The sequence below is a fragment of the Streptomyces bambusae genome (genome assembly GCF_019400985.1).
Lineage (GTDB): Bacteria > Actinomycetota > Actinomycetes > Streptomycetales > Streptomycetaceae > Streptomyces > Streptomyces bambusae_A.
Window position 1 is genome coordinate 14,301 of sequence record NZ_WTFF01000019.1, and the last position, 18,461, is coordinate 32,761.

13 protein-coding genes are annotated in these 18,461 nt (G+C 71.6%); 2 read left to right on the forward strand and 11 right to left on the reverse strand.

The window, feature by feature from the left end; translation table 11 throughout:
- Positions 1 to 12: 12 nt before the first annotated feature.
- The 11 genes from asnB to GPJ59_RS05475 all read right to left on the reverse strand — a co-directional run bounded on the left by asnB (position 13) and on the right by GPJ59_RS05475 (position 15,264).
- Positions 13 to 1,947 (reverse strand): asparagine synthase (glutamine-hydrolyzing), encoded by a 1,935-nt coding sequence (asnB, locus tag GPJ59_RS05425; protein WP_219665221.1) that lies wholly within the window; start codon positions 1,945 to 1,947, stop codon positions 13 to 15.
- Between the two features lie 3 nt (positions 1,948 to 1,950).
- Entirely contained in the window at positions 1,951 to 3,480 is a 1,530-nt protein-coding gene (locus tag GPJ59_RS05430; RefSeq protein ID WP_219665222.1) for a Wzz/FepE/Etk N-terminal domain-containing protein, read from the reverse strand.
- On the reverse strand, positions 3,477 to 4,844 hold the full coding sequence (locus GPJ59_RS05435; protein WP_219665223.1) for a Wzz/FepE/Etk N-terminal domain-containing protein: 1,368 nt from the start codon (positions 4,842 to 4,844) through the stop codon (positions 3,477 to 3,479). The genes GPJ59_RS05430 and GPJ59_RS05435 overlap by 4 nt, the downstream gene beginning before the upstream one ends.
- The gene (locus GPJ59_RS05440; RefSeq protein WP_219665224.1) at positions 4,841 to 6,136 is read right to left on the reverse strand and encodes a glycosyltransferase family 4 protein; all 1,296 of its coding nucleotides are present in this window, start codon (positions 6,134 to 6,136) and stop codon (positions 4,841 to 4,843) included. Before GPJ59_RS05440 ends, GPJ59_RS05435 begins: the two co-directional genes overlap by 4 nt.
- On the reverse strand, positions 6,126 to 7,442 hold the full coding sequence (locus GPJ59_RS05445; RefSeq protein WP_219665225.1) for a nucleotide sugar dehydrogenase: 1,317 nt from the start codon (positions 7,440 to 7,442) through the stop codon (positions 6,126 to 6,128). Before GPJ59_RS05445 ends, GPJ59_RS05440 begins: the two co-directional genes overlap by 11 nt.
- A gap of 82 nt (positions 7,443 to 7,524) precedes the next feature.
- Positions 7,525 to 9,003 carry a sugar transferase gene (locus tag GPJ59_RS05450; protein WP_219665226.1) on the reverse strand — a complete coding sequence of 493 codons (1,479 nt, stop codon included), beginning with the start codon at positions 9,001 to 9,003 and terminating at the stop codon, positions 7,525 to 7,527.
- A 444-nt stretch (positions 9,004 to 9,447) separates the two neighbouring features.
- Positions 9,448 to 10,449, reverse strand: a complete 1,002-nt coding sequence (locus GPJ59_RS05455; protein WP_219665227.1) for a GNAT family N-acetyltransferase — start codon at positions 10,447 to 10,449, stop codon at positions 9,448 to 9,450.
- A 22-nt stretch (positions 10,450 to 10,471) separates the two neighbouring features.
- Complete coding sequence (locus GPJ59_RS05460) at positions 10,472 to 11,752, reverse strand: MFS transporter (protein WP_219665228.1); 1,281 nt, start codon at positions 11,750 to 11,752, stop codon at positions 10,472 to 10,474.
- A complete protein-coding gene (locus GPJ59_RS05465) occupies positions 11,749 to 13,038 on the reverse strand; it encodes an MFS transporter (protein WP_219665229.1) in 1,290 nt (429 codons plus the stop codon). The genes GPJ59_RS05460 and GPJ59_RS05465 overlap by 4 nt, the downstream gene beginning before the upstream one ends.
- Positions 13,035 to 13,820: a 2OG-Fe dioxygenase family protein gene (locus GPJ59_RS05470; RefSeq protein WP_219665230.1), complete on the reverse strand. Its 786-nt coding sequence runs from the start codon at positions 13,818 to 13,820 to the stop codon at positions 13,035 to 13,037. Before GPJ59_RS05470 ends, GPJ59_RS05465 begins: the two co-directional genes overlap by 4 nt.
- Positions 13,821 to 13,875: 55 nt before the next feature.
- Entirely contained in the window at positions 13,876 to 15,264 is a 1,389-nt protein-coding gene (locus GPJ59_RS05475; protein ID WP_308120148.1) for an ATP-grasp domain-containing protein, read from the reverse strand.
- Between the two features lie 513 nt (positions 15,265 to 15,777).
- On the opposite strand from GPJ59_RS05475, the gene GPJ59_RS05480 reads away from it, so the two are divergent.
- Entirely contained in the window at positions 15,778 to 17,211 is a 1,434-nt protein-coding gene (locus tag GPJ59_RS05480; RefSeq protein ID WP_219665231.1) for a coproporphyrinogen-III oxidase family protein, read from the forward strand.
- Between the two features lie 119 nt (positions 17,212 to 17,330).
- Positions 17,331 to 18,434 carry a DUF1152 domain-containing protein gene (locus tag GPJ59_RS05485; RefSeq protein ID WP_219665232.1) on the forward strand — a complete coding sequence of 368 codons (1,104 nt, stop codon included), beginning with the start codon at positions 17,331 to 17,333 and terminating at the stop codon, positions 18,432 to 18,434.
- Positions 18,435 to 18,461 lie beyond the last annotated feature (27 nt).

Genomic DNA, 18,461 nt, shown 5'->3' on the forward strand with positions numbered 1-18,461 from the left:
GAGTCCTTGTCTCTACGCCGTTGCGGGGGAGTCCTGGCCGGACCCGGAGGTCGCGCTGCGGTACCAGTACTCGAGGGTCAGCACGTGCCACAGATGTTTGGAGTAGTCGCGATGCCCGGCGGCGTCCTCGGCGACGAGCCGCGCCAGCGCCTCTCGGCGCAGGAACCCGGAGCGGACGAGTACGCCGTCGTGCACCACCTCGCGCACCAGCGGTGCCAGATCCCGGCTCATCCAGGCCCGCAGCGGGGCGCTGAACAGGCCCTTGGGCCGGTAGACGATCTCCCGGGGCAGGATCGAGGTGGCCGCCTCCTTCAGGACGGCCTTGCCCTGCCGCCCGACGATCTTGCGATCGCCGGGCACGGCGAACGCCGCCTTGACCACCTCGACGTCCACGTACGGCACCCGCACCTCGGTCGACGCGGCCATGCTCGACCGGTCCGTGTACGCGAGGTTCAGGCCCGGCAGGAACATCCGGGCGTCGCCCAGGCACATGCGGTTGACGAAGTCGTCGAGGTCGTTGTCCCGGTAGACGTCCGCGTGCTCGGTGAGCACGTCCTCGACCGTCCCCGCCAGGTCCGGATCGACCAGGGCGAGCAGCTCGTCCCGGTCGTACATGGTGTAGCTGCGCCGGAACGCGGTCTCCTCCGGCAGATCGGCGAAGGAGAGGAACCGCTTCGCGAAGCGCACCGACCGGTACCCCCGGCGGCTCGTCGCGACCGGCAGCCGGTCCACGGCCGCGGACATCGTGCGCCGCAGGGGGCGCGGGATGCGCTGGTAGCGCAGCGCGAGCAGGTTGGCCAGGTGCTTGCGGTAGCCGGCGAACAGCTCGTCGGCGCCCATCCCCGAGAGCAACACCTTGACCCCTGCCTCCCGGGCGGCCGAGCAGATCAGGAACGTGTTGATCGCGGCGGGGTCGCCGATCGGCTCGTCCAGGTGGTACGTCATCCGCGGCAGCAGGTCGAGCACGTCCGGGGCGATCTCGATCTCGTGCAGGTCGACGCCGAACCGCCCGGCCACCTGCCGGGCGTAGCGCAGGTCGTCCGGCATCGCCTCGAACCTGGCGTCCTCGGCACGGAACCCGATCGTGTAGGCGGAGATCCCGGGCCGGTGGCGGGCCGCCAGCGCGGTCAGGTAGCTGGAGTCGAGGCCGCCGGAGAGGAAGGTCGCCACGGGGACGTCGGAGAGCATGTGGCGCCGGGTCGACTCCTCGACGACGGCGGCCAGGTCCGGCAGCTCACCGCTTCTGGCCCGCTCCCGGCCCTCGGCGGCGATGTCCTTCAGGTTCCAGTACCGGCCGCGTTCCACCCGGCCGTCGGGCCGGCACCTGAGCCAGCTCCCCGGCGGCAGCTTCTCCGCCTCGCGGAACGCGCAGCGCGAGTCCGGCACCCAGTAGTACAGCAGCGAGGCCACCAGCGCCGCCGGGTCCACCTCCAGCGATCCGCCGGTCACGGCGGCCAGCGCCTTGAGCTCGGAGGCGAACACCAGGCCCCCGCCGCGCCGGAGCAGGAACAGCGGCTTGATGCCCAACTGGTCGCGGGCAAGGACCAGTTCACCGGTCCGTTCGTCGAAGACGGCGAACGCGAACATGCCGCGCAGCCGGGGCAGGCAGTCCGTGCCCCAACGCCGCCAGGCCTCCAGCAGCACCTCGGTGTCGGAGGTCCCGCGGAAGCGCACGCCGGCGGCTGCCAGTTCGGCGCGTAACTCGGGCGCGTTGTACAGCTCGCCGTTGTACGAGAGGGCGAGGCCGTCCGAGACCATCGGCTGGGCGCCGGTCCCGGACAGGTCGATGATGGCCAGCCGGCGGTGTCCGAGGTGGACCTCGCCGTCACCGGCGGGGTGGCTGTACCGGCCCGCCCCGTCCGGACCCCGGTGGGCGAAGGTCTCGGTGAGCCGGTCCGTCACGGCCTTGCCGTCCGGCCACCGGTAGGTTCCTGCGATGCCACACATGTTCTACCGTGCCTCCTGGCCGCTGTCCGGGACCCGTGCGGCCCACATCTGCAGTCGCTCCGTCCGTCGCCGGCCGGCCTCGTGCTGCCGGGCCAGCCGCTCGTCGTGCCCGCGCAGCGCGGTGTGCAGCCCGTCCCACAGCGTGCCGTCGGTCCGGTCACGCGGATCGGGGTCGATCAGCACCACACCGATCACCGGAATGCGCAGGTCCGCGAGCTGCCGCGCCACGGTGTGCAGCCACGCGGCGCTGCCGTGCCCGGCACGTACGACGAGCACGGTCTGGCCACCGAGGTACGGCAGGTCGGTCCACGTCGTGCCGGGCGCGACCGACCCGACGCCGAACCGCTGCTCCTCGTGCGACACGTCCGCGGCGTCCTTGCCGCTGACCACGGTCGGGCCTCCCGGCCCCCGGCGGCGGTCGGTGAGCTGCCGGCCGGGCAGACCGTCGACGACCACCACCGGCCCGTCCGGTGCCAGTGCCCCGGCGAGGTCCAGCGCGATCACGACCGTGCTGCGCGCACAGCCCAGTTCCAGCAGCGACACCGGTTCCGCGGCGGTGCGCACGGTGCGGGCCAGGGTCGCGGTGAGCCGTTCGCGTGCCGCCCGGGTCCGTCGGCGCCGCCACGGCCCGGCCGACCGCAAAGCCGTGCGGCGCAGCTCCGCGATGACCGAGGCGCCCAGGTTCGCCGCGATGTCCCGGCGCAGCACGGGGCGGTCCGCCACCACGGTGCTGACGGCGGCCAGTGCGAGCCCGAGTACGAGGCCGAGGACGAGCCCGATCGCGGTGTTGGTGGCCGCGGCCTTGGGCAGGGAGTGCCGTACCGCGCGCGGGGCGTCCACGATCTGCGTGCCGGCGACGATCCGGGGCGTGCCGGTGCGCGCCTGAGCTGCGCGCTGGTCGAAGTCGGCGATCCGCGAGTCGAGCTCGGCCCGGCGGGCGTAGAGCGTCTCGGTGCTCGCCGAAGCCTTCGGGTCGTTCCCCGGCGCTCGCTCCCCGATCGCCTTGTTGACCTGGGCGAGCTCGTCGCGCATGCGGTCGCGCTGGTCGAGCAGGGCCTTGGCCTCGGCGTTCGCCGCCTCCTGCATCCGTTCCACATGGTCCGCGATGAAGGCATCGGCCAGTGCCTTGGCCCGGGCCACCGCTTCCGCGTCGCTGTCACCGGTCACATCGATCTGCATGACGTTGTTGGTCAGGCCGGTGCCCCGGTAGTCCCGTAGGAAGTCCTCGGGATTCTCGGAGGACTTGAGGGACTGCAAGGCCCTGCCCGCGATGCGCGTGGTCCCCAGCAGCTGCACGTCGGTGCGGATCAGCGTTCCGGTGTCGTTCGGCTGGTCCTCCTGATGCGCGACCAGCACCTTGGTCACCGCGGTCGGCGGCGGCCGCAGCAGGACCGCCGTCGCCGCGCCGGCCAGCAGCCCCAGGATCGCCAGGGTGCACCAGAGGCGGCGGCGCCTGCGCACCGCGACCACCAGCGCCTGCAGGTCGAGGAGCGGAGCGGCGGCCGACGGCTCCGAAGTCTTGCCCGTCGTCACACAGAACCCCCGCTCGCGTGGCCGCGTACCGCGAGCGCCGGCGTGGCCTCGGCCGGCGGCCGGCCGGCGGCCGGCGTCGGACGGTCCCGGACCGTGGTGGCGACGACGACGCCGACGACCTCGTGCCCCGCGTCCGCACACGCCCCGGCGATGCCGGTGAGCTCCTCCGCGGTCCAGCTGCCCGCGCTGAGCACGACCAGGGCACCGGACTCGGTGTCGCGGTCCGGCACCAGCGGCCGGGACACCGAGACGTCCACCACCCGCAGCAGGGGACCGCTCCCGGCCTCGGCGGCGAGCCGCTCGGCGGCCCGGACGGCGGTCGTGTCGCCGTCCGGTACGACGACCAGCAGCCGCCGGGGAGCCGGCAGTCGGTCCCGGAGGCGGGCGCACACCCGCCGGTAGCGGATCAGCCTGCCGGCCTCGTCGCCGGACATCCGCGGAGCCGGTACGTCCCACCGGGTGTCGACGCCGAGGAGCCGGCGGAGCCGGGCTCGCGCGCCACGGCCCTGCGGCCGGTGCGCGGGCCGCTGCACAGGTACGTCGACGGTACCCAGCAGTGCCCCGCCCAGTGCCGCGGCGATCTCCGGCTCGGTACGCAGCCGGCGGTCGACCCGTGCGGCGGACAGATGGCCGACGACCGCGCACAGGAGGAACAGCAGCGCCCCGGCCGCGACGAGCTGGATCCTGGTCGGCGGTGCCTCGCCGGTCGGCCGGGCCGCCGGCCCCATGACGACCATGCCGGCCTTGCCGGCCGCCGGGTCGGCCTCGTCCAGTTTCTTCATGGCGTCCTGCAGCGCGGTGCGCAGCTTCTCCAGTTCGGTGCGGGCCTGCACGCTCTCCACGTTCCGCCCCGGATCGGCCGCATTGGCCAGGTCGGTGATGCGGCGGTTGGTCTCCGCCACCTTCTGCCGCAGTGCCTCGGGCGCCGTAGCCGCGTCGGCGGCGGCGCTGTCGCCCGCGATCCGCGCGGCGAAGGCGACGAACTGCTGGGCCACCTGGTCCGAGAGCCGCTGCGCGCGCTCCGGGGTGTCGGCCGTACCCGAGATCTTGATGATGTTCCCGTCGGCGGTCCCGGCGCTCACCCGGTCCCGCAGCTCGGTGCCGCTGACGCGGGTCCAGCCGAGCGTGGCGGCCGCGCGGTCGAGCACCGCCGAACTGGTCGCGATCTCCGCCTGGGTCAGCAGCTCGCGCTCCTCCCACGCCCCCGGCAGCAGTACCGACGCCGAGGTCGTGTAGCGCGGCGGGAACAGCACGGAGGCGCCGTAGCCGACGAGCGCTCCCAGCAGGGCGAGGAGGGTGAGGAGCCGCCGGCGCCGACGGAGAATCCGCCCGATCGTGACCAGGCGTATCGTGTCGTCGCTCAACGGCGCGGCCTCCTCCGTGCCCGGCCCGGGCCGCCCCCCGGCACCGGGGCGCGGTCACGGCAGGCAGCGGCGTAGGCGGCGAGCAGCGACGCTTGCGAGTTCCGCCAGGAGAGCGGCCCGCTGATCCGCTCCTGGCCGATCTTGCCCATCAGGGCCCGCTTCTCCGGATCGTCCAGCAGCAGCGCGATGAGCCCGGCGAACTCGGCCTCGTCGTCGGCGGGGGCGTAGACGGCGGCGTCACCGGCGGAGACGCGCGCCTCCTTCAGGTCGAACGAGACGATCGGCCGGCCCATCACCATGTACTCCAGGACCTTGTTCATCGTCGACACGTCGTTGAGCGGATTGCGCGGGTCGGGGGAGAGGCACACGTCCGCGGTGGACAGGTAGCGCACCAGGTCGGCGTCCGGAACACGCCCGGTGAACTGCACCTGCTCCGAGAGCCCGAGCCGCCGGGCCAGCTCCACCATCGCGTCGAAGGTGTCGCCGCCGCCGACGAACACCGCATGCCAGTCGGTCCGCCCGAGCTCGTCGCGCAGCTTCGCCAGGGCCCGCAAGGCGTAGTCCACGCCGTCCTGCGGCCCCATGACGCCGAGGTAGCACAGCAGATGGGGCTTGCCGCGCTTCAACTCCGGCTCCGGCTCCACGGGGTGGAACCGGCCGATGTCGGGCGCGCTGCGTACCACGAACACGTCCGCCGGCCGCCGGCCGCCACGGCGCACCGCGACGTCCCGGTAGCTCTCGTTCGTGGCGAGCACGACGTCCGCGGCCCGGTAGGTCAGCCGCTCCAGCGCGCACACGCCGCGGTAGAGCAGGTCCTCGCCGCGGCCGAACCGGGAGAGGTACAGCTCGGGCACCAGGTCGTGCTGGTCGAAGACGAACCGCGCGCCGCGCCGCTTCAGCCACAGCGCCGGCAGGAACAGCAGGTCGGGCGGGTTGCAGGCGTGGACCACGTCGACCGGGCCGACCTTGCGGGCCAGCCGGGCCGTGTGCCACAGCGCCGTTCCGTACTCCCGCAGGTAGCCGGCCGGGCCTCCGGTGGCCGCGCGCAACGGGTAGCGGTGGATGCGCACCCCGTCGATCTCCGCGTACGCCTCCGTGTCCCGTTTCTCCCCCCGGGGACAGATGACGTGCACCTCCCAGCCCGCGTCGCGCAGTGTCGTGCACTCCTGCCACACCCGCCGGTCGAACGGCACCGACAGGTTCTCCACCAGGATCAGCGCGCGCCGGCCCGGCCGGTCGCTGCCGGCTGCGTCACCGGACGATGTGCCACCGAACGCCGTGTCACCAAGCAAGGCCCATGTACCCCGGTTCGGCCCGGCGCGCCTCGGCGTCGGGAAGGTGGATGAGGTCGACGATCACCGGGCCGCCGCCATGGGGCAGCGCCGACAGCACGGCCGGATCCCTGGTCCCGACCAGGCACACCTCGGCGTGCTCCAGCACCTCGTCGACGGAATCCGCGAGCAGCTGCGCGAGGTGCGGCAGCCGGGTCTCGATGTACTCGCGGTTCGCGCCGAGCAGCCGGGACAGGCTCACATTGGCGTCGTAGATCCGCAGGTCGTACCCCTTGCCGAAGAGCCTCTCCGCCAGCTCGACGAGCGGGCTCTCGCGGAGGTCGTCGGTGCCGGGCTTGAAGGACAGCCCGAACAGGCCGGCCCGGCGCTTGCCGGTGCGCTCGACCAGCTCCACCGCGCGCTGCAGATGGTCGGAATTGGACGGCAGCACGTGGGACAGGATGGGCACCGAGACGTCGGCCCGCTGCGCCGCGTGCACCAGGCTGCGCAGGTCCTTGGGCAGGCAGGAGCCACCGAAGGCGAAGCCGGGCCGCAGGTAGGCGGGGCTGATGTTCAGCTTGCGGTCCGCCAGGAACACGTCGATCACCTGGTGCGAGTCCACCCCGAGCGCCTGGCACACGGCGCCCAGCTCGTTCGCGAAGCCGATCTTGAGGCCGTGGAACGCGTTGTCCGCGTACTTGATCGCCTCGGCCGTCGGGACCGGCACCCGGAACACCTCGCCCGGCAAGCCGTCGTACAGCGCCATCACGGCATCGCCACTCGCCGCATCGAGCTCGCCGATGACGGTCTTGGGCGGGTCGAAGAAGTCCCGCACGCTCGTGCCCTCGCGCAGGAACTCCGGGTTGACCGCGACCCCGACGTCCACCCCGGCGGTGCCGCCGACGTACTTCTCCAGGATCGGTACCAGCAGGTTCAGGCAGGTGCCCGGGAGCATGGTGCTGCGGAACACGACCGTGTGCCGCCCGCCCCGCTCGGCGAGCGCGGCGCCGATCTCCTCGGTGACCCGCTCCAAGTACGTCGTGCACAGGCTGCCGTTGGGCTCCGACGGCGTGCCCACGCAGACCAGCGACACCTCGCTGCCCGCGATCGCCTCGCCGACGTCGCCGGTGGCGCGTAACGCTCCGGTCCGCACGACCTCGGCGACGAGCTCGCCGATCCGCTCCTCGACCACCGGCGCCGAGCCGCTGTTGACCAGGTCGACCTTCACCTGGTTCACATCCACCCCGATGACCTCGTGACCCATGCTGGCCAGGCACGCGGCCGACACGCAGCCCACGTAGCCGAGCCCGAAAACGCTGACTCTCATGACCCGTTCCTCCCCCCAGGCAGGCCCCACCGGCCTGCGGTCCGCGCGCCGGCGGGACCGTCGCATCGCAGCCCCCCGCGCATCAGTAGGCCCCCTGCCCGTGCACCACCGCACGCAGCGTCTTCCACAAGATCACTGTGTCCAGGGCCAGCGACCAGTCCTCCACGTACCGCAGGTCCAGCCGGACCGCCTCCTCCCACGGCAGGTCGCTGCGTCCGCTGATCTGCCACAGGCCGGTCAGTCCGGGCTTGACCAGCAGCCGCCGCCGGATGTCCGGGCCGTACGCGGCGGACTCCTCCGGCAGCGGAGGCCGCGGACCGACGAGCGACATCGATCCCGTGAGTACGTTGAAGAGCTGCGGGAGCTCGTCGATCGAGTACCGGCGCAGCACCGCTCCCACCCGGGTCACCCGCGGATCCCGGCGGAGCTTGAACAGCAGGCCGGCGCCCTCGTTGCGGTCGGCGAGTCCGGCCCGTGCCCGGTCGGCCCCGGCGACCATGGTGCGGAACTTGACGATGGTGAACTCGCGGCCGTCCTTGCCGACCCTGCGCTGGCGGTAGAACGCCCCGCCCCGGCTGTCCGCCAGCACGAGCAGTGCGACGAACACCATCAGCGGCGCGAACAGCACCAGCAGGACCGCCGCGCCCATCCGGTCGGCGACCTCCTTGACCGCCCGGCGGCCTCCGGTGAAGGCCGGCATGCTGACCCGCAGCAGCGGTATCCCGAGCACCGCGTCGACGTGCAGCCGCGGGCCGGCCACCTCCATCAGCACGGGGGCCACGACCATCTCGGCGTCGCTGCCTTCGAGGTTCCAGGCCAGCCGCTGCAGCCGGTCCGGTGACCAGTGCGGGTCCGGTGTGACCGCGACGACCCGGTAGCCGTCGCGGCGGACGTGGCCCGCGACGTCCGCCAGCCGGCCGACGACCGGCACTCCGTCGATCCGGTCACCGCCCCGCCCGGGACCGTCCGGCGTGCACACCGCGTCCACCCGCCAGCCGAGGTGCGGGAACTTGCGGGTCCGGGCGATCAGGTCGCGTACGGTGGCCGGGCTCCCGGCGGCGAGCACCGGTCTCAGGCACCGGCCTTCCTTACGCTGTCTGTGCAGCCGGAGGCGCAGCAGATAGCGCATGGTCATGGTGACGATCGCGATCGCGGGGATCGCGACGAAGATCCAGAGTTTGATGTTGCGCGAGGTGAGGGCGATCCCGCCGAGCGCCAGGACGACGGTCGCCATGAACAGTGAGCGTCCGAGCCGGCGGAATTCCTCGGCGCCCTGGCCGAGCACGGCCGCAGTCCACGACCGGCTCACGGCCAGCGCACCCAGCACCAGCAGCCAGGTGCCGAATGCGAGAATTCCCCATTTCTCGTGCCAGTTGGCCGCGTCCCGGGCCCCGAAGAAGTTGCCGATCGCCGCCACCACGAAGGCGGTGGCCACGGTGTCGCTGGTGATCACGGTACCGCGGTAGCGCTGCTCCCAGTCGATCGCCTGCTGTCCGACTGCCCCGTCCGCCGGACGCTCGCGCGTCGGCGGAAGCGGGCTGACCAATCCCCCCTGCCGCACAGAACCCCCCAAGGTCCCCAGTGGTTGGACGTGTTCGCCGCACACTGCTGCTCGCCGGGAGGCCCCCGCCTCCGGCGCCGCGCTGTTCCTCCCGGCGGGATCCCCCCCGCACACGAGTTCCTGGCTGTTCCAGACCTACGTGAACCACTCGCCGAAGCCTTGGGTGTCCCCACACCCAAGGCCCTCTTTCAGGCACGAAGAATTGATCATCCCCACGTCCGGCGCCCGGGACGCGACTGCTGGCGTTCCGTAGCACTGGACCTATTGATCATTCTTGGTCGCCTTGTGTCCGAACAGCTGAAGCACGGTCAATCTAGACCATCGGGATCGGCTCGAAGCGGAGATGTGTGAAATCCGTGTGCAAACTTTGGGGCTCTGTCCACCGGTCGGTGAAGGTGCCGCCGGACCGGGACCGGGTCAAGGCCCGGGGGACCGGTTTCCGGGTCAGCTCCCGTCCACCGCCCACAGCGCCGAAGTAACCGCTCCACGAAACGTTTTGGCGCGCAGGGACTCCATGCCGAGGTGGAGGGCGGTCGCGCCGTGGGCGTAGGCGTACTCGATCGGGAGGTAGTAGACGAGGTTGAAGTACTCGTGTGCACCGCGCAGTTGTGCGTACTCGTATCCGGTGGAGCGGATCCAGACGGTGTCTGCGTGCAGGTAGAAGAGGCTGAAGGCGATCATACGATTTTCGGCGTACGCGGCGTGGACGATTCCCGTGTCCGCCATGCCCTCGGCCTGCTCGCGCAGCAGCGCCGCCATGAAGCCGGGGTCGGCCGGGTGACCGTGGCGCCCCTGGAGCTGAGCCGCCAGTGCGCCGGCGGCGTCGGCGCACTCGGAGAGCCGCAGGGTGCGCAGCTCGTATCCGGCTTCGGCGAACGCCCGGCGTTCGCGGCGGATGGTGACGCGCCGCTTGGACGGCAGGCCGGCGAGATAGTCGTCGAAGGTGCTGCCGGGCAGCGGAATACGGGCGTCCTGGTTCAGCTGGACGGGCACGGCGTTGCAGACGTCGGCCAGTTCGGCGGCCGCCGCATCGGTGACGTAGAGCCACCACGGCTGCGCCTGCTCGGCGGCGGCCAGGGACCGGGAGGCCGCCACGAGCCGGCCCAGTGCCTCGCGCCGCCGGTCCGGGGTGAGACGGGGGTGGAGGAGCGGAGCGTTCAGGTAGCCACGGCGGGCGCCGGCGAGCACGGTCCGGCCCGGTGCGCGGCCGGGGACGATCTCGTGCACGCGGTAGAGGTCGTTGGGCTCGGTGTCCACCACGTACAGCGGTGCGGCCGCGATCAGCCGGCCCTCGTCGTGGACCAGGGCGTAGCGGACCCGGGCGGTGGGGTCGTGCTGCTGGGCCGACAGCCACCGGTGGGAGAGGTAGAAGCCCGCCTGCGCGGACAGGGCGTCCCACCGGTCGGCGGGAACGTCCATGATGTCGGGTACGAGGGTGAGGATCACGGCAGAGGTCCGTTCCTTGCGGTCAGCCGGCGGTAGCGGCTTCGGGGAGGTCCGCTGCCGGTACGTGCGCGGCGCGGTACGGGTCGACGGTCCTGGGGCGCACGAACGCCCATGCGGCGCAGACCGCCGCGGCCCCGCAGGCACAGGTCAGCACGAACGCACTGTGGTGTCCGGAGTGCTGGGCCCACTGCCCCGCGGCCAGCGCGGCCACGCCTTGGCCGACGATCAGGCCGCTGCCGAGGAGAGCCATCGCCTCCCCCATGCGTTCCATCGGGGCGACCTGTTCGGCGAGGATGAACACGGCGATGAGGTGCGGGGCCACGGCGATTCCGATGCCGGCGACGGCGGCGGCCGCGCCGAGGAAGCCGTCGACGACGAGGAGGGGAAGCAGCAGCACCGCCTGCGCGGTGATGGCGATACGGAGCTGGAGCGTCGGGTCCAGGGTGCTCGGCCGCATCGTGACGACCAGACCGGCGGCCGAACTGGTCACGGCCATGGCGCCCCAGACGAAGCCGGCCATGCCGGTGTCGCCGAGGTGCTCGGCGAGCGCGCTCGTACCGGCGTTCGCGCTTCCCCAGATCATGCCCTGCAGCAGGGCCATGGCGAAGAGCGCCATGAGTGCGGGATGCAGCAGCCGCACCCGGGAGGAGGCCCGGTCCGGCGTGCCGCCCGGCGCGGTGGGATGGAGCGCGAAGAGGGTGCCGAACACCGCGATGACCAGTCCCGCCAGCACGAGCCCGGCCGCGGGGTGGACCACGGCCACCGCCAGGCCCGCGAGTGCGGGTCCGGCCATGAAGCTGACCTCGTCGACGGCCGTGTCGAAGGAAAGGGCCCGACGGGTCAACTCCGGTGATGCCGCCGGATTTTCCTCCCTCCTGGACTCTGTCAGCACCACCCAGCGGGTGCGCGAGAGCGGACCGATCTGCGGCACCGTGAGGCCGACGACGGCCGCGAGCGCGGCCTGCACGACGAGCGGCATCGCCGTGATCGCCGACGTGACGAGGGCGGCGATGGCCGCGGCGTTCGCGAGGGAGGCCGCGAGGATCACGGGCCGGTGCCCTCGGCGGTCCGCGTGGCGCCCGAGGAACGGGCCGCCCACGGCCTGCCCCGTCCACAGCATCCCGGCGGCGATTCCCGCCGCGCCGATGCTGCCCAGCTCCGTCAGCATCATGAGGGTGCCGATGGGACAGATCGCGGCGGGCAGCCGCGCCGCGAACGAGATCGCGGGCAGCGCGGCACCCGCGATCCGGGCGACCGCGCGAAGCCCCGCGACGTCGCGCGGCCGGTCGGGAGCGGTGGTCACGACGTCAGCCTTTCCTGGGCGGGCTGTGCGGGGGGCGCGGGTTCCTGGCGGCTGCCGTCCTCGGGGGCGCGGTCGCCCAGGCTCAGCACGAGCGGCACCGCCAGCAGGTTCAACGCCCCCAGGACCACCCAGGGCCAGACCGGCCCGTGGCTCAGGAGCATGGTGAGCAGGGCCGGGGCGATGGTGTTCCCGACGGTCCACGAGAGTTGGAAGACACCGAGAAAGCGGCCGCGGATGTGCTCCGGCGCCAAGGACGCACTGAGCTCGTTGCTCGGCGGCATGCTGAGCATCTCGGCCAGCGTGAACAGCGCCATCGCCGGCAGCAGTCCGGCGGCCACCAGCCATCCGGGGACCGCCGGCAGCAGCCCGAAGACGGCGAAGGCGGCGGCGTTGGCCACGGCGGCCAGCGCCAGGACCCGGCTCGGGCGGCGGCGTTCGGTCGTACGGGCGACCAGGGTCTGGACCAGGGCGACCACGACCATGTTGCCGACCAGGCACGCACCCGCCAGCCAGGCGGCGGCGTGCAGTACCTCGGTGATGTACACGGCGAGCAGGACCGGCAGGACGGCCGCGGCCAGTACGAAGGCCAGGTTGGCCAGGACCAGCCGCAGATAGCGCAGGTCGCGCAGCACCGCGGCGTACCCCCCGCCGCCGGCAGCCGGGCGGGCGCGGCGGGGTGCGTCCTCGGCGGCCCCGGGCCGCCAGCCGGCGATCAGGAACGCGGCGACCACGAACGTCAGCGCGTTGACCAGGACCAGAACCCGGATGCCGGTGCCGCCGCTGTCCAGCGCGATCGCGAGGGAGGCCGCCGCGGCTCCGAAGCCCCCGCCGATGTTCCGCAGGGCGCCGATGAAGCCGAACCAGCGTGCCTGGTCCTGCCGGCGGGCCGCGAGGAGGACCAGGCCGCGGCTGGACGTCCAGTAGACGGCGGAACCCGCTTGCACGACGAACTGGACCGCGACGATCTTCCACACCGTGTCCGCGAGCAGGAAGGCGCAGAACCCGGCGGCCGAGACGAGGTTGGCGGCGACGACCACCGTGCGGGCGCCGAACCGGTCGATCAGCAGGCCGGCCACGACCGGCACGGGCATGGCGATGAGCTGACCGAGCGAGAGCGCGGCGCCGACGGAGCCGAGCGACAGGGACGTGGTGCTGGAGAAGTAGAGGACGGTGAAGGCCAGGACGAGCCCGTTGCCCAGGCTGTCCATGACGTTGGCGGTGACGAAGCGGCCGTTCCCCGACAGCTCGGGAAGCCCCCACTTCGCCAGTAACTCCCGCCCGGTCATCGGGACCCGGGGCGGTCCGACCGGTCCGGCCCGCCCGATCCCGCCGGCTCGCCCGATGCCGCCGGCTCGCCTGCCCCCGCCGGCTCGCCCGCCGCGTCCGGACCGGCGGCGCGCGGGAAGAAGTCCACCAGCATCATGTCCCGGACTCCCACCGGCGCACCGTCGGCCACCTCCACCGCCGAGACGCCGTGGAACACCCGCCGGTCGTCGATGACGACCGTCTCGAACGGCTCGGTGAGCAGCGTGCGGAACAGCGGGGCCTTCTCCCGGTCGTACAGCTGGGAGACACCGCCGTCGACGTTCTCCCGGCGCATGAGCACCTGGGCGACGAAGTGGTGGCCGTCCTCGTGGATGCCTTCGGGCGCCGGCAGGCCTTCGGCGTCGCGGGAGGCGAGGATGCGGATCTGGTGGATGCCGATGCCGCCGGTGGCGATGTCGAAGCTGCCGGGGAGCCGGGCGAGCAGCGCCCGGACGAGGGCGGTCAGGAGCGGGGAGTCGGCCACCTCCTGCTCGACGGGCTCGAACTCCCGGGCCACCCCGCCGTGCAGGGGATTGACGGCGAGCGACTGGCGGAAGGCACCGTGCGGTGCGCGGACCAGGCCGCTGTCGGTCAGGTGGAACTCGCTGTACCGGCGCCGCCGGTAGCGGGCACCGTCCCTCATGTAGCGGTCGACCGGCAGCCCGTCCCAGGACTGGCGCAGCTGCTTGATCTCGGTCTCGCCGAATGCGGCGAGGGCCTGGAGCATCTCGGTGGCGGACAGGTGGACGTACGGCTCAGGCATGGCAGCGACGAGGCCTTTCGTGCGGGCGGGAGCGCGAGGTGCGGCTTTCCGGGGGTCAGCGGACGGCCTGCGCGGCCGGGCCGGTGAGCAGATCCGTGAGCTGCGCGAGCATGTCCGCCGAGAGAACGTGATGGGTGGCGTCCAGGGCCGTGATCTGCTGGACGAAGGCGTCCTCGGCCCCGTACTCACAGGTGGCGATCATCAGGCCGCCGTACTCGCGGCCGTCGACCACGAGCGCGGGGGTGATCTGGACGACGTCCAGGGCCTGCTCGGCCTCCTTGACGAAGACGTCGGTCACGTTGTCGACCGGGAACTCCAACGACCAGCGCTGCCGCGGGAGCACCGGCTCGGCGGGGGCCTTCCACCGGCCGAGCAGGATGTCGGTCATGCTCAGGTAGGTGTTCCGGCCCGAGGCGGCGACGCCGAGGGCGGTGGCGCCGGAGACCCGGGGGTTGATCTCCAGTACGTAGTAGGTGCCACGGCTGTGGATGATGTCCAGGTTGATGACGCCGGTGATGCCCAGAGTGGTGCACAGCTTCTTCAGCTTCTGCGCCACCGGCACGAAGGCGGCGTCGTCCGCGGTTCGGGGAGCGGACGACCGCAGCTCCCAGAAGGCGAAGGTGGGCTTGCCGCCGGCCGGTCCGGTGAAGCACAGCGGCTGCACCGCGTACTCGCCGTCGGCGCCGACGAGTTCGACCGTGCACAGCTCACCGGTGATGCATTGCTCCATGACGAGGTTGCCCTCGTCGGGGGTGGCCAGGAACTCCTCCAGGTCCGCCCGGTCGCGGATGAAGCGGATGCCGCTGCCCGAGCTGCCCCATACCGCCTTGGTCAGCAGCGGGTAGCCGAACTCCTCCGCCTTGAGGCGGACGATGTCCGCGTAGGCCGGCACGGCAGCGGCGGCGTTCTTCAGCAGTGTGCCGTCGATCAGCATGCCCTGGGGGACGTCCAGGCCGTGGTCGGCGAGGATCTTCCTGGTCTCCCCCTTGTCGCCGAGCAGGCGGGCCGGTTCCACCCCGTTGGTGACCACGGGTATGCCGTGCTCGGCCAGTTTCGCCTTCACCACGGCGTCGCGGAGTGCGGCCTCGTCCGGGAAGGAGAGGGAGACGACGCCGTCGGCGCCCCAGGCCAGGATGCGGTCGACGATCTGGTCCGGGGTGGCGTCCTCCGGCAGCTTTTCCCAGGTGCCGCCGGGGAAGTCCGCGGCTGCGCAGTCGCCGTCGGTGTAGAAGATGCGGGCTTCGCGGCCGTCGTCGGCCACCGCCTTGGCCAGCTCCGGAATGTAGGGGCCGGCCCGCGAGATCGGGATGGAGCGTATGTAGGCGATGCGCCTGATCTCCGAGGCGGTCATGGGTACTCCAGTTCGATCGTCGGCCGGGTGGCGGCGGGCGCCGCTCGACGGCCTGCGGTGGGTGCCGGCGCGCGGCATGGGTGCAGCCGACACGTCCGTCATGGTCCGGCGGACCGGTTCATCCGCCTCGTCCGTACAGAGTTCTGGATTTGTTCCTGCCCCAACTCGGCCTGTTTCGCGACCTGTTCGGCCCGGCGACATTAACCGGACAGGGCGACGTGAACAGGCCTGGAGAGCGGCGATCTCACAGTCCGGACCGATCTGGAGGAAGCGACGAAATGTGCCCGGCAGGGAACGCCGACCCTCGTCGGTTCTGTCCCTGTCGCATTCCTCGCGGCCGCCTGTCTACTGGCAAAAGCCTCCGCCATTGCGCCACGCACTGGCCAACGGGACAGCTGAGCCTGCCGGATTCGGGCAAGCAGCCGGACCATCGTGAAAGAGGCATACGGGAGCGATGCGCCGCCGCGCCTGCCTTCACGCTTCCCCTTGCGCCGCATGGATCTGCGGTTCAGTCACGTTCTCTGTTCCGTGCCGCACGGACCGCGGCACCACTCCCCGTTGACAGGCCGTTCGAAGCTGTTCCTCCGGATATAAGGATGAGGCACGTTGAGTGACATTCGCCATGAGCTCGCTCGGCACATCGAACAGGGCGTCATTCCACCCTTCAACTACGCGTACCCGTCGCGTTCCGCCTACCGCCCCCTGAACGGAGCCTGGAACATCCAGGACATCTGGGCGCAGGACCTGAAGCGACATCCCGTGCCGGAGCTCAACCTCTACCTGCACGTGCCGTTCTGTCGCTACAAGTGCGGGTTCTGCAACCTGTACACGGTCATCTCCGAGGACATGGACGTGTACGACGCGTACATGGACGCGCTGTGCACCCAGATCCGCGACCACGCCGAGGTCATCCAGAGCCGCCGCCTGCGCACCGTCTACATCGGTGGCGGCACGCCGAGCCTGCTGAGCCTGCGTCACTTCGAGCAGCTCTTCGCCACGCTGGACGAGGTCTACCCCAACTGGAGGAGCACGGTGGAGGAGGTGGCCATCGAGGCCACCCCGGACTCCGTCGTCAACGAGCCGGACACCCTGGGAGGCCTCATCGACCTGGGCCTCACCCGGGCGAACATCGGCATCCAGTCCTTAGTCCCCGCCGAGATCCGGGAGGCCGGCCGCGGCCAGGCCAACGAGCGGGTCATCCGCCAGGCCGTCGAGATCATCCGCGAGAAGCAACTGCCCAACCTCAGCACCGACTTGATCATGGGCTTCGCCGGGCAGACCCCGGAGAGCTGGCGGCACTCCGTCGACGAACTGGCGGCCCTCGCCCCCGAGACCGTCAGCACCTACTTCCTGACGGTCAGGCCGGACGCCTGGTTCTCCAGGACCGGTGCGTACCAGTACATGATGAGCCCGGACCTGTACGAGCGGTACGACTACGCGAACGCCGCCTTCGCCGCGGCCGGGTACGTCCAGGAGTCGAACGTCCGCTACAAGAAGCTCGGACGCGGCGGATACCAGCAGAAGGTCCTGACCTTCCACGGCATCCCGCTGCTGGGACTCGGAGCCGGAGCCCGCAGTTACACCAGCTCGGTCGACTACATGGTCGGCAGCGTGAAACCGAGTCTCACGGAGGTCGCGGACTACATCACCAAGGCCCGGAACCACGAACTGACTCCGGTCACCGGATTTGTCCTCAATGACGAGGAGATCATCCGCAAGCGCCTCGTCCTCGACTCCTTCGACCTGGATCTGGGCGAACTCGACCGCTTCGGCTACCAGGAGACGGCGCACCTCTTCGAGCCCGTGCTCGAAGCAGCGGAAGAAGTCGGCCTCATCCGCCGACTGCCCACCAACCGCATTCAGTTGACGCCATCAGGATTCAAGTACCGCGACATCCTGTCCTGGATGTTCTTCTCCAAGAACGTCATCGACCTGGACCGCGAGTATTACGCCGGTCTGCACAAGAGCAACAAGCGTGCGCAGAAGCACATGGGAGCCGAACCCGTCAGCATTTCGGGCCTGAAGACCGCCAACGGCTGATTCTCCCACCGGGCCCGGAACCTCGCCCGGTGCGGTCACCGAACGGATATCGGTGACCGTACCGGGCGCCGCTGCCGCATTTCCTCCTTGCCGACCGACTCAGGACTCAGGAGAACGTCATGACGCAGCTGCTCATCGCCGCGGGCGGGGGCGGTGATGTGATCGGCACGACCCTCGTGCACCACGCGCTGCACGGTGACGAGCCGGCGGTGGTGCTCAGCTACTCGTGGGAGCGCCTCGTCGTCGACCCGATCCCCGGTCCGCGCGCCGAGCAGGACTTCGCCGGTCTGCGACCTCTCACGCCGCGCGTCTCACAGATCACCGCCACGTCGTCCGCCATCGCGCCGGCTGGCTCCACGCTGCCCCGACTGGCCGCCGAACTGCCCGTCACACTCGGGCTGCTGAATCCCTACGGGGGTGTCCTCCACCTGGCCGACCAGATCGCGCAGGCGGCCGAGAAGTACGCCGTCGACGCGGTCACGGTGGTGGACGTCGGAGGGGACGTCTTCGCCCGCGGCGACGAGCCGACCCTGCTCAGCCCCCTGCCGGACGCCCTGGTGATCGCCGCGTGCGCCACCGCCGGTGTGCCGGCCGATCTCCGTCTCGCGGGCCCCGGGCTGGACTGCGAGGTCCCCGAGCAGGACCTGCTGCCCGACGCGGGTACCGACTACGTCACCCTCACCGCATCCGACACCCGCAAGGTCGAGCACATCTTCGACTGGCATCCCTCGGAGGCCAGCGCGCTCCTCGCCGCGGCCGCCCGCGGACTGCGCGGCGGCTGCGTCGTACGCGACACCGGCAGGCCGGTGGTCCTCACCGACGCCGGCGCCCGTGTCTACCGCATCCCCACCGACCGGGTGCTGGAACGCAACCGGCTGGCCCACGCGCTGTACGTCCGGGGTGTCGGCACCCTCGACGCCGCCGAGCAGGTCAGCCGGGAGGTCTGCGGCTTCTCCGAACTCCAGCGCGAGCGCGAACGATCGCTGCGGCCACCGGAGACGGGCTCCCCGACGGGGTCGGTGGACGAGGCCCTGCACGACCTCGACCTCTGGCTGGAGAAACTGCGGGCCGCCGCCCCCCGGGCCCGGTACGCCACCTTCCGCTGCGTGGCCGAGGGCCTCGGACTCACCGGAGCCGCGGCGCGGACACTGCGCGCCCGCATCGTCGCCGAACGCCCACGCCAGTACGCCGCGCCCCTGTTCTCCCTTTCCGTACCGGACTAGACCGTCAACCCGACTCTTCTCGGAGGG

Bases quoted from the DNA above. Each gene is read 5' to 3' on its own strand.
- asnB (WP_219665221.1), bottom strand. From the start codon at position 1,947: ATGTGTGGCATCGCAGGAACCTACCGGTGGCCGGACGGCAAGGCCGTG.
- GPJ59_RS05445 (WP_219665225.1), bottom strand. From the start codon at position 7,442: ATGAGAGTCAGCGTTTTCGGGCTCGGCTACGTGGGCTGCGTGTCGGCC.
- GPJ59_RS05465 (WP_219665229.1), bottom strand. From the start codon at position 13,038: ATGACCGGGCGGGAGTTACTGGCGAAGTGGGGGCTTCCCGAGCTGTCG.
- GPJ59_RS05470 (WP_219665230.1), bottom strand. From the start codon at position 13,820: ATGCCTGAGCCGTACGTCCACCTGTCCGCCACCGAGATGCTCCAGGCC.
- GPJ59_RS05485 (WP_219665232.1), top strand. From the start codon at position 17,331: ATGACGCAGCTGCTCATCGCCGCGGGCGGGGGCGGTGATGTGATCGGC.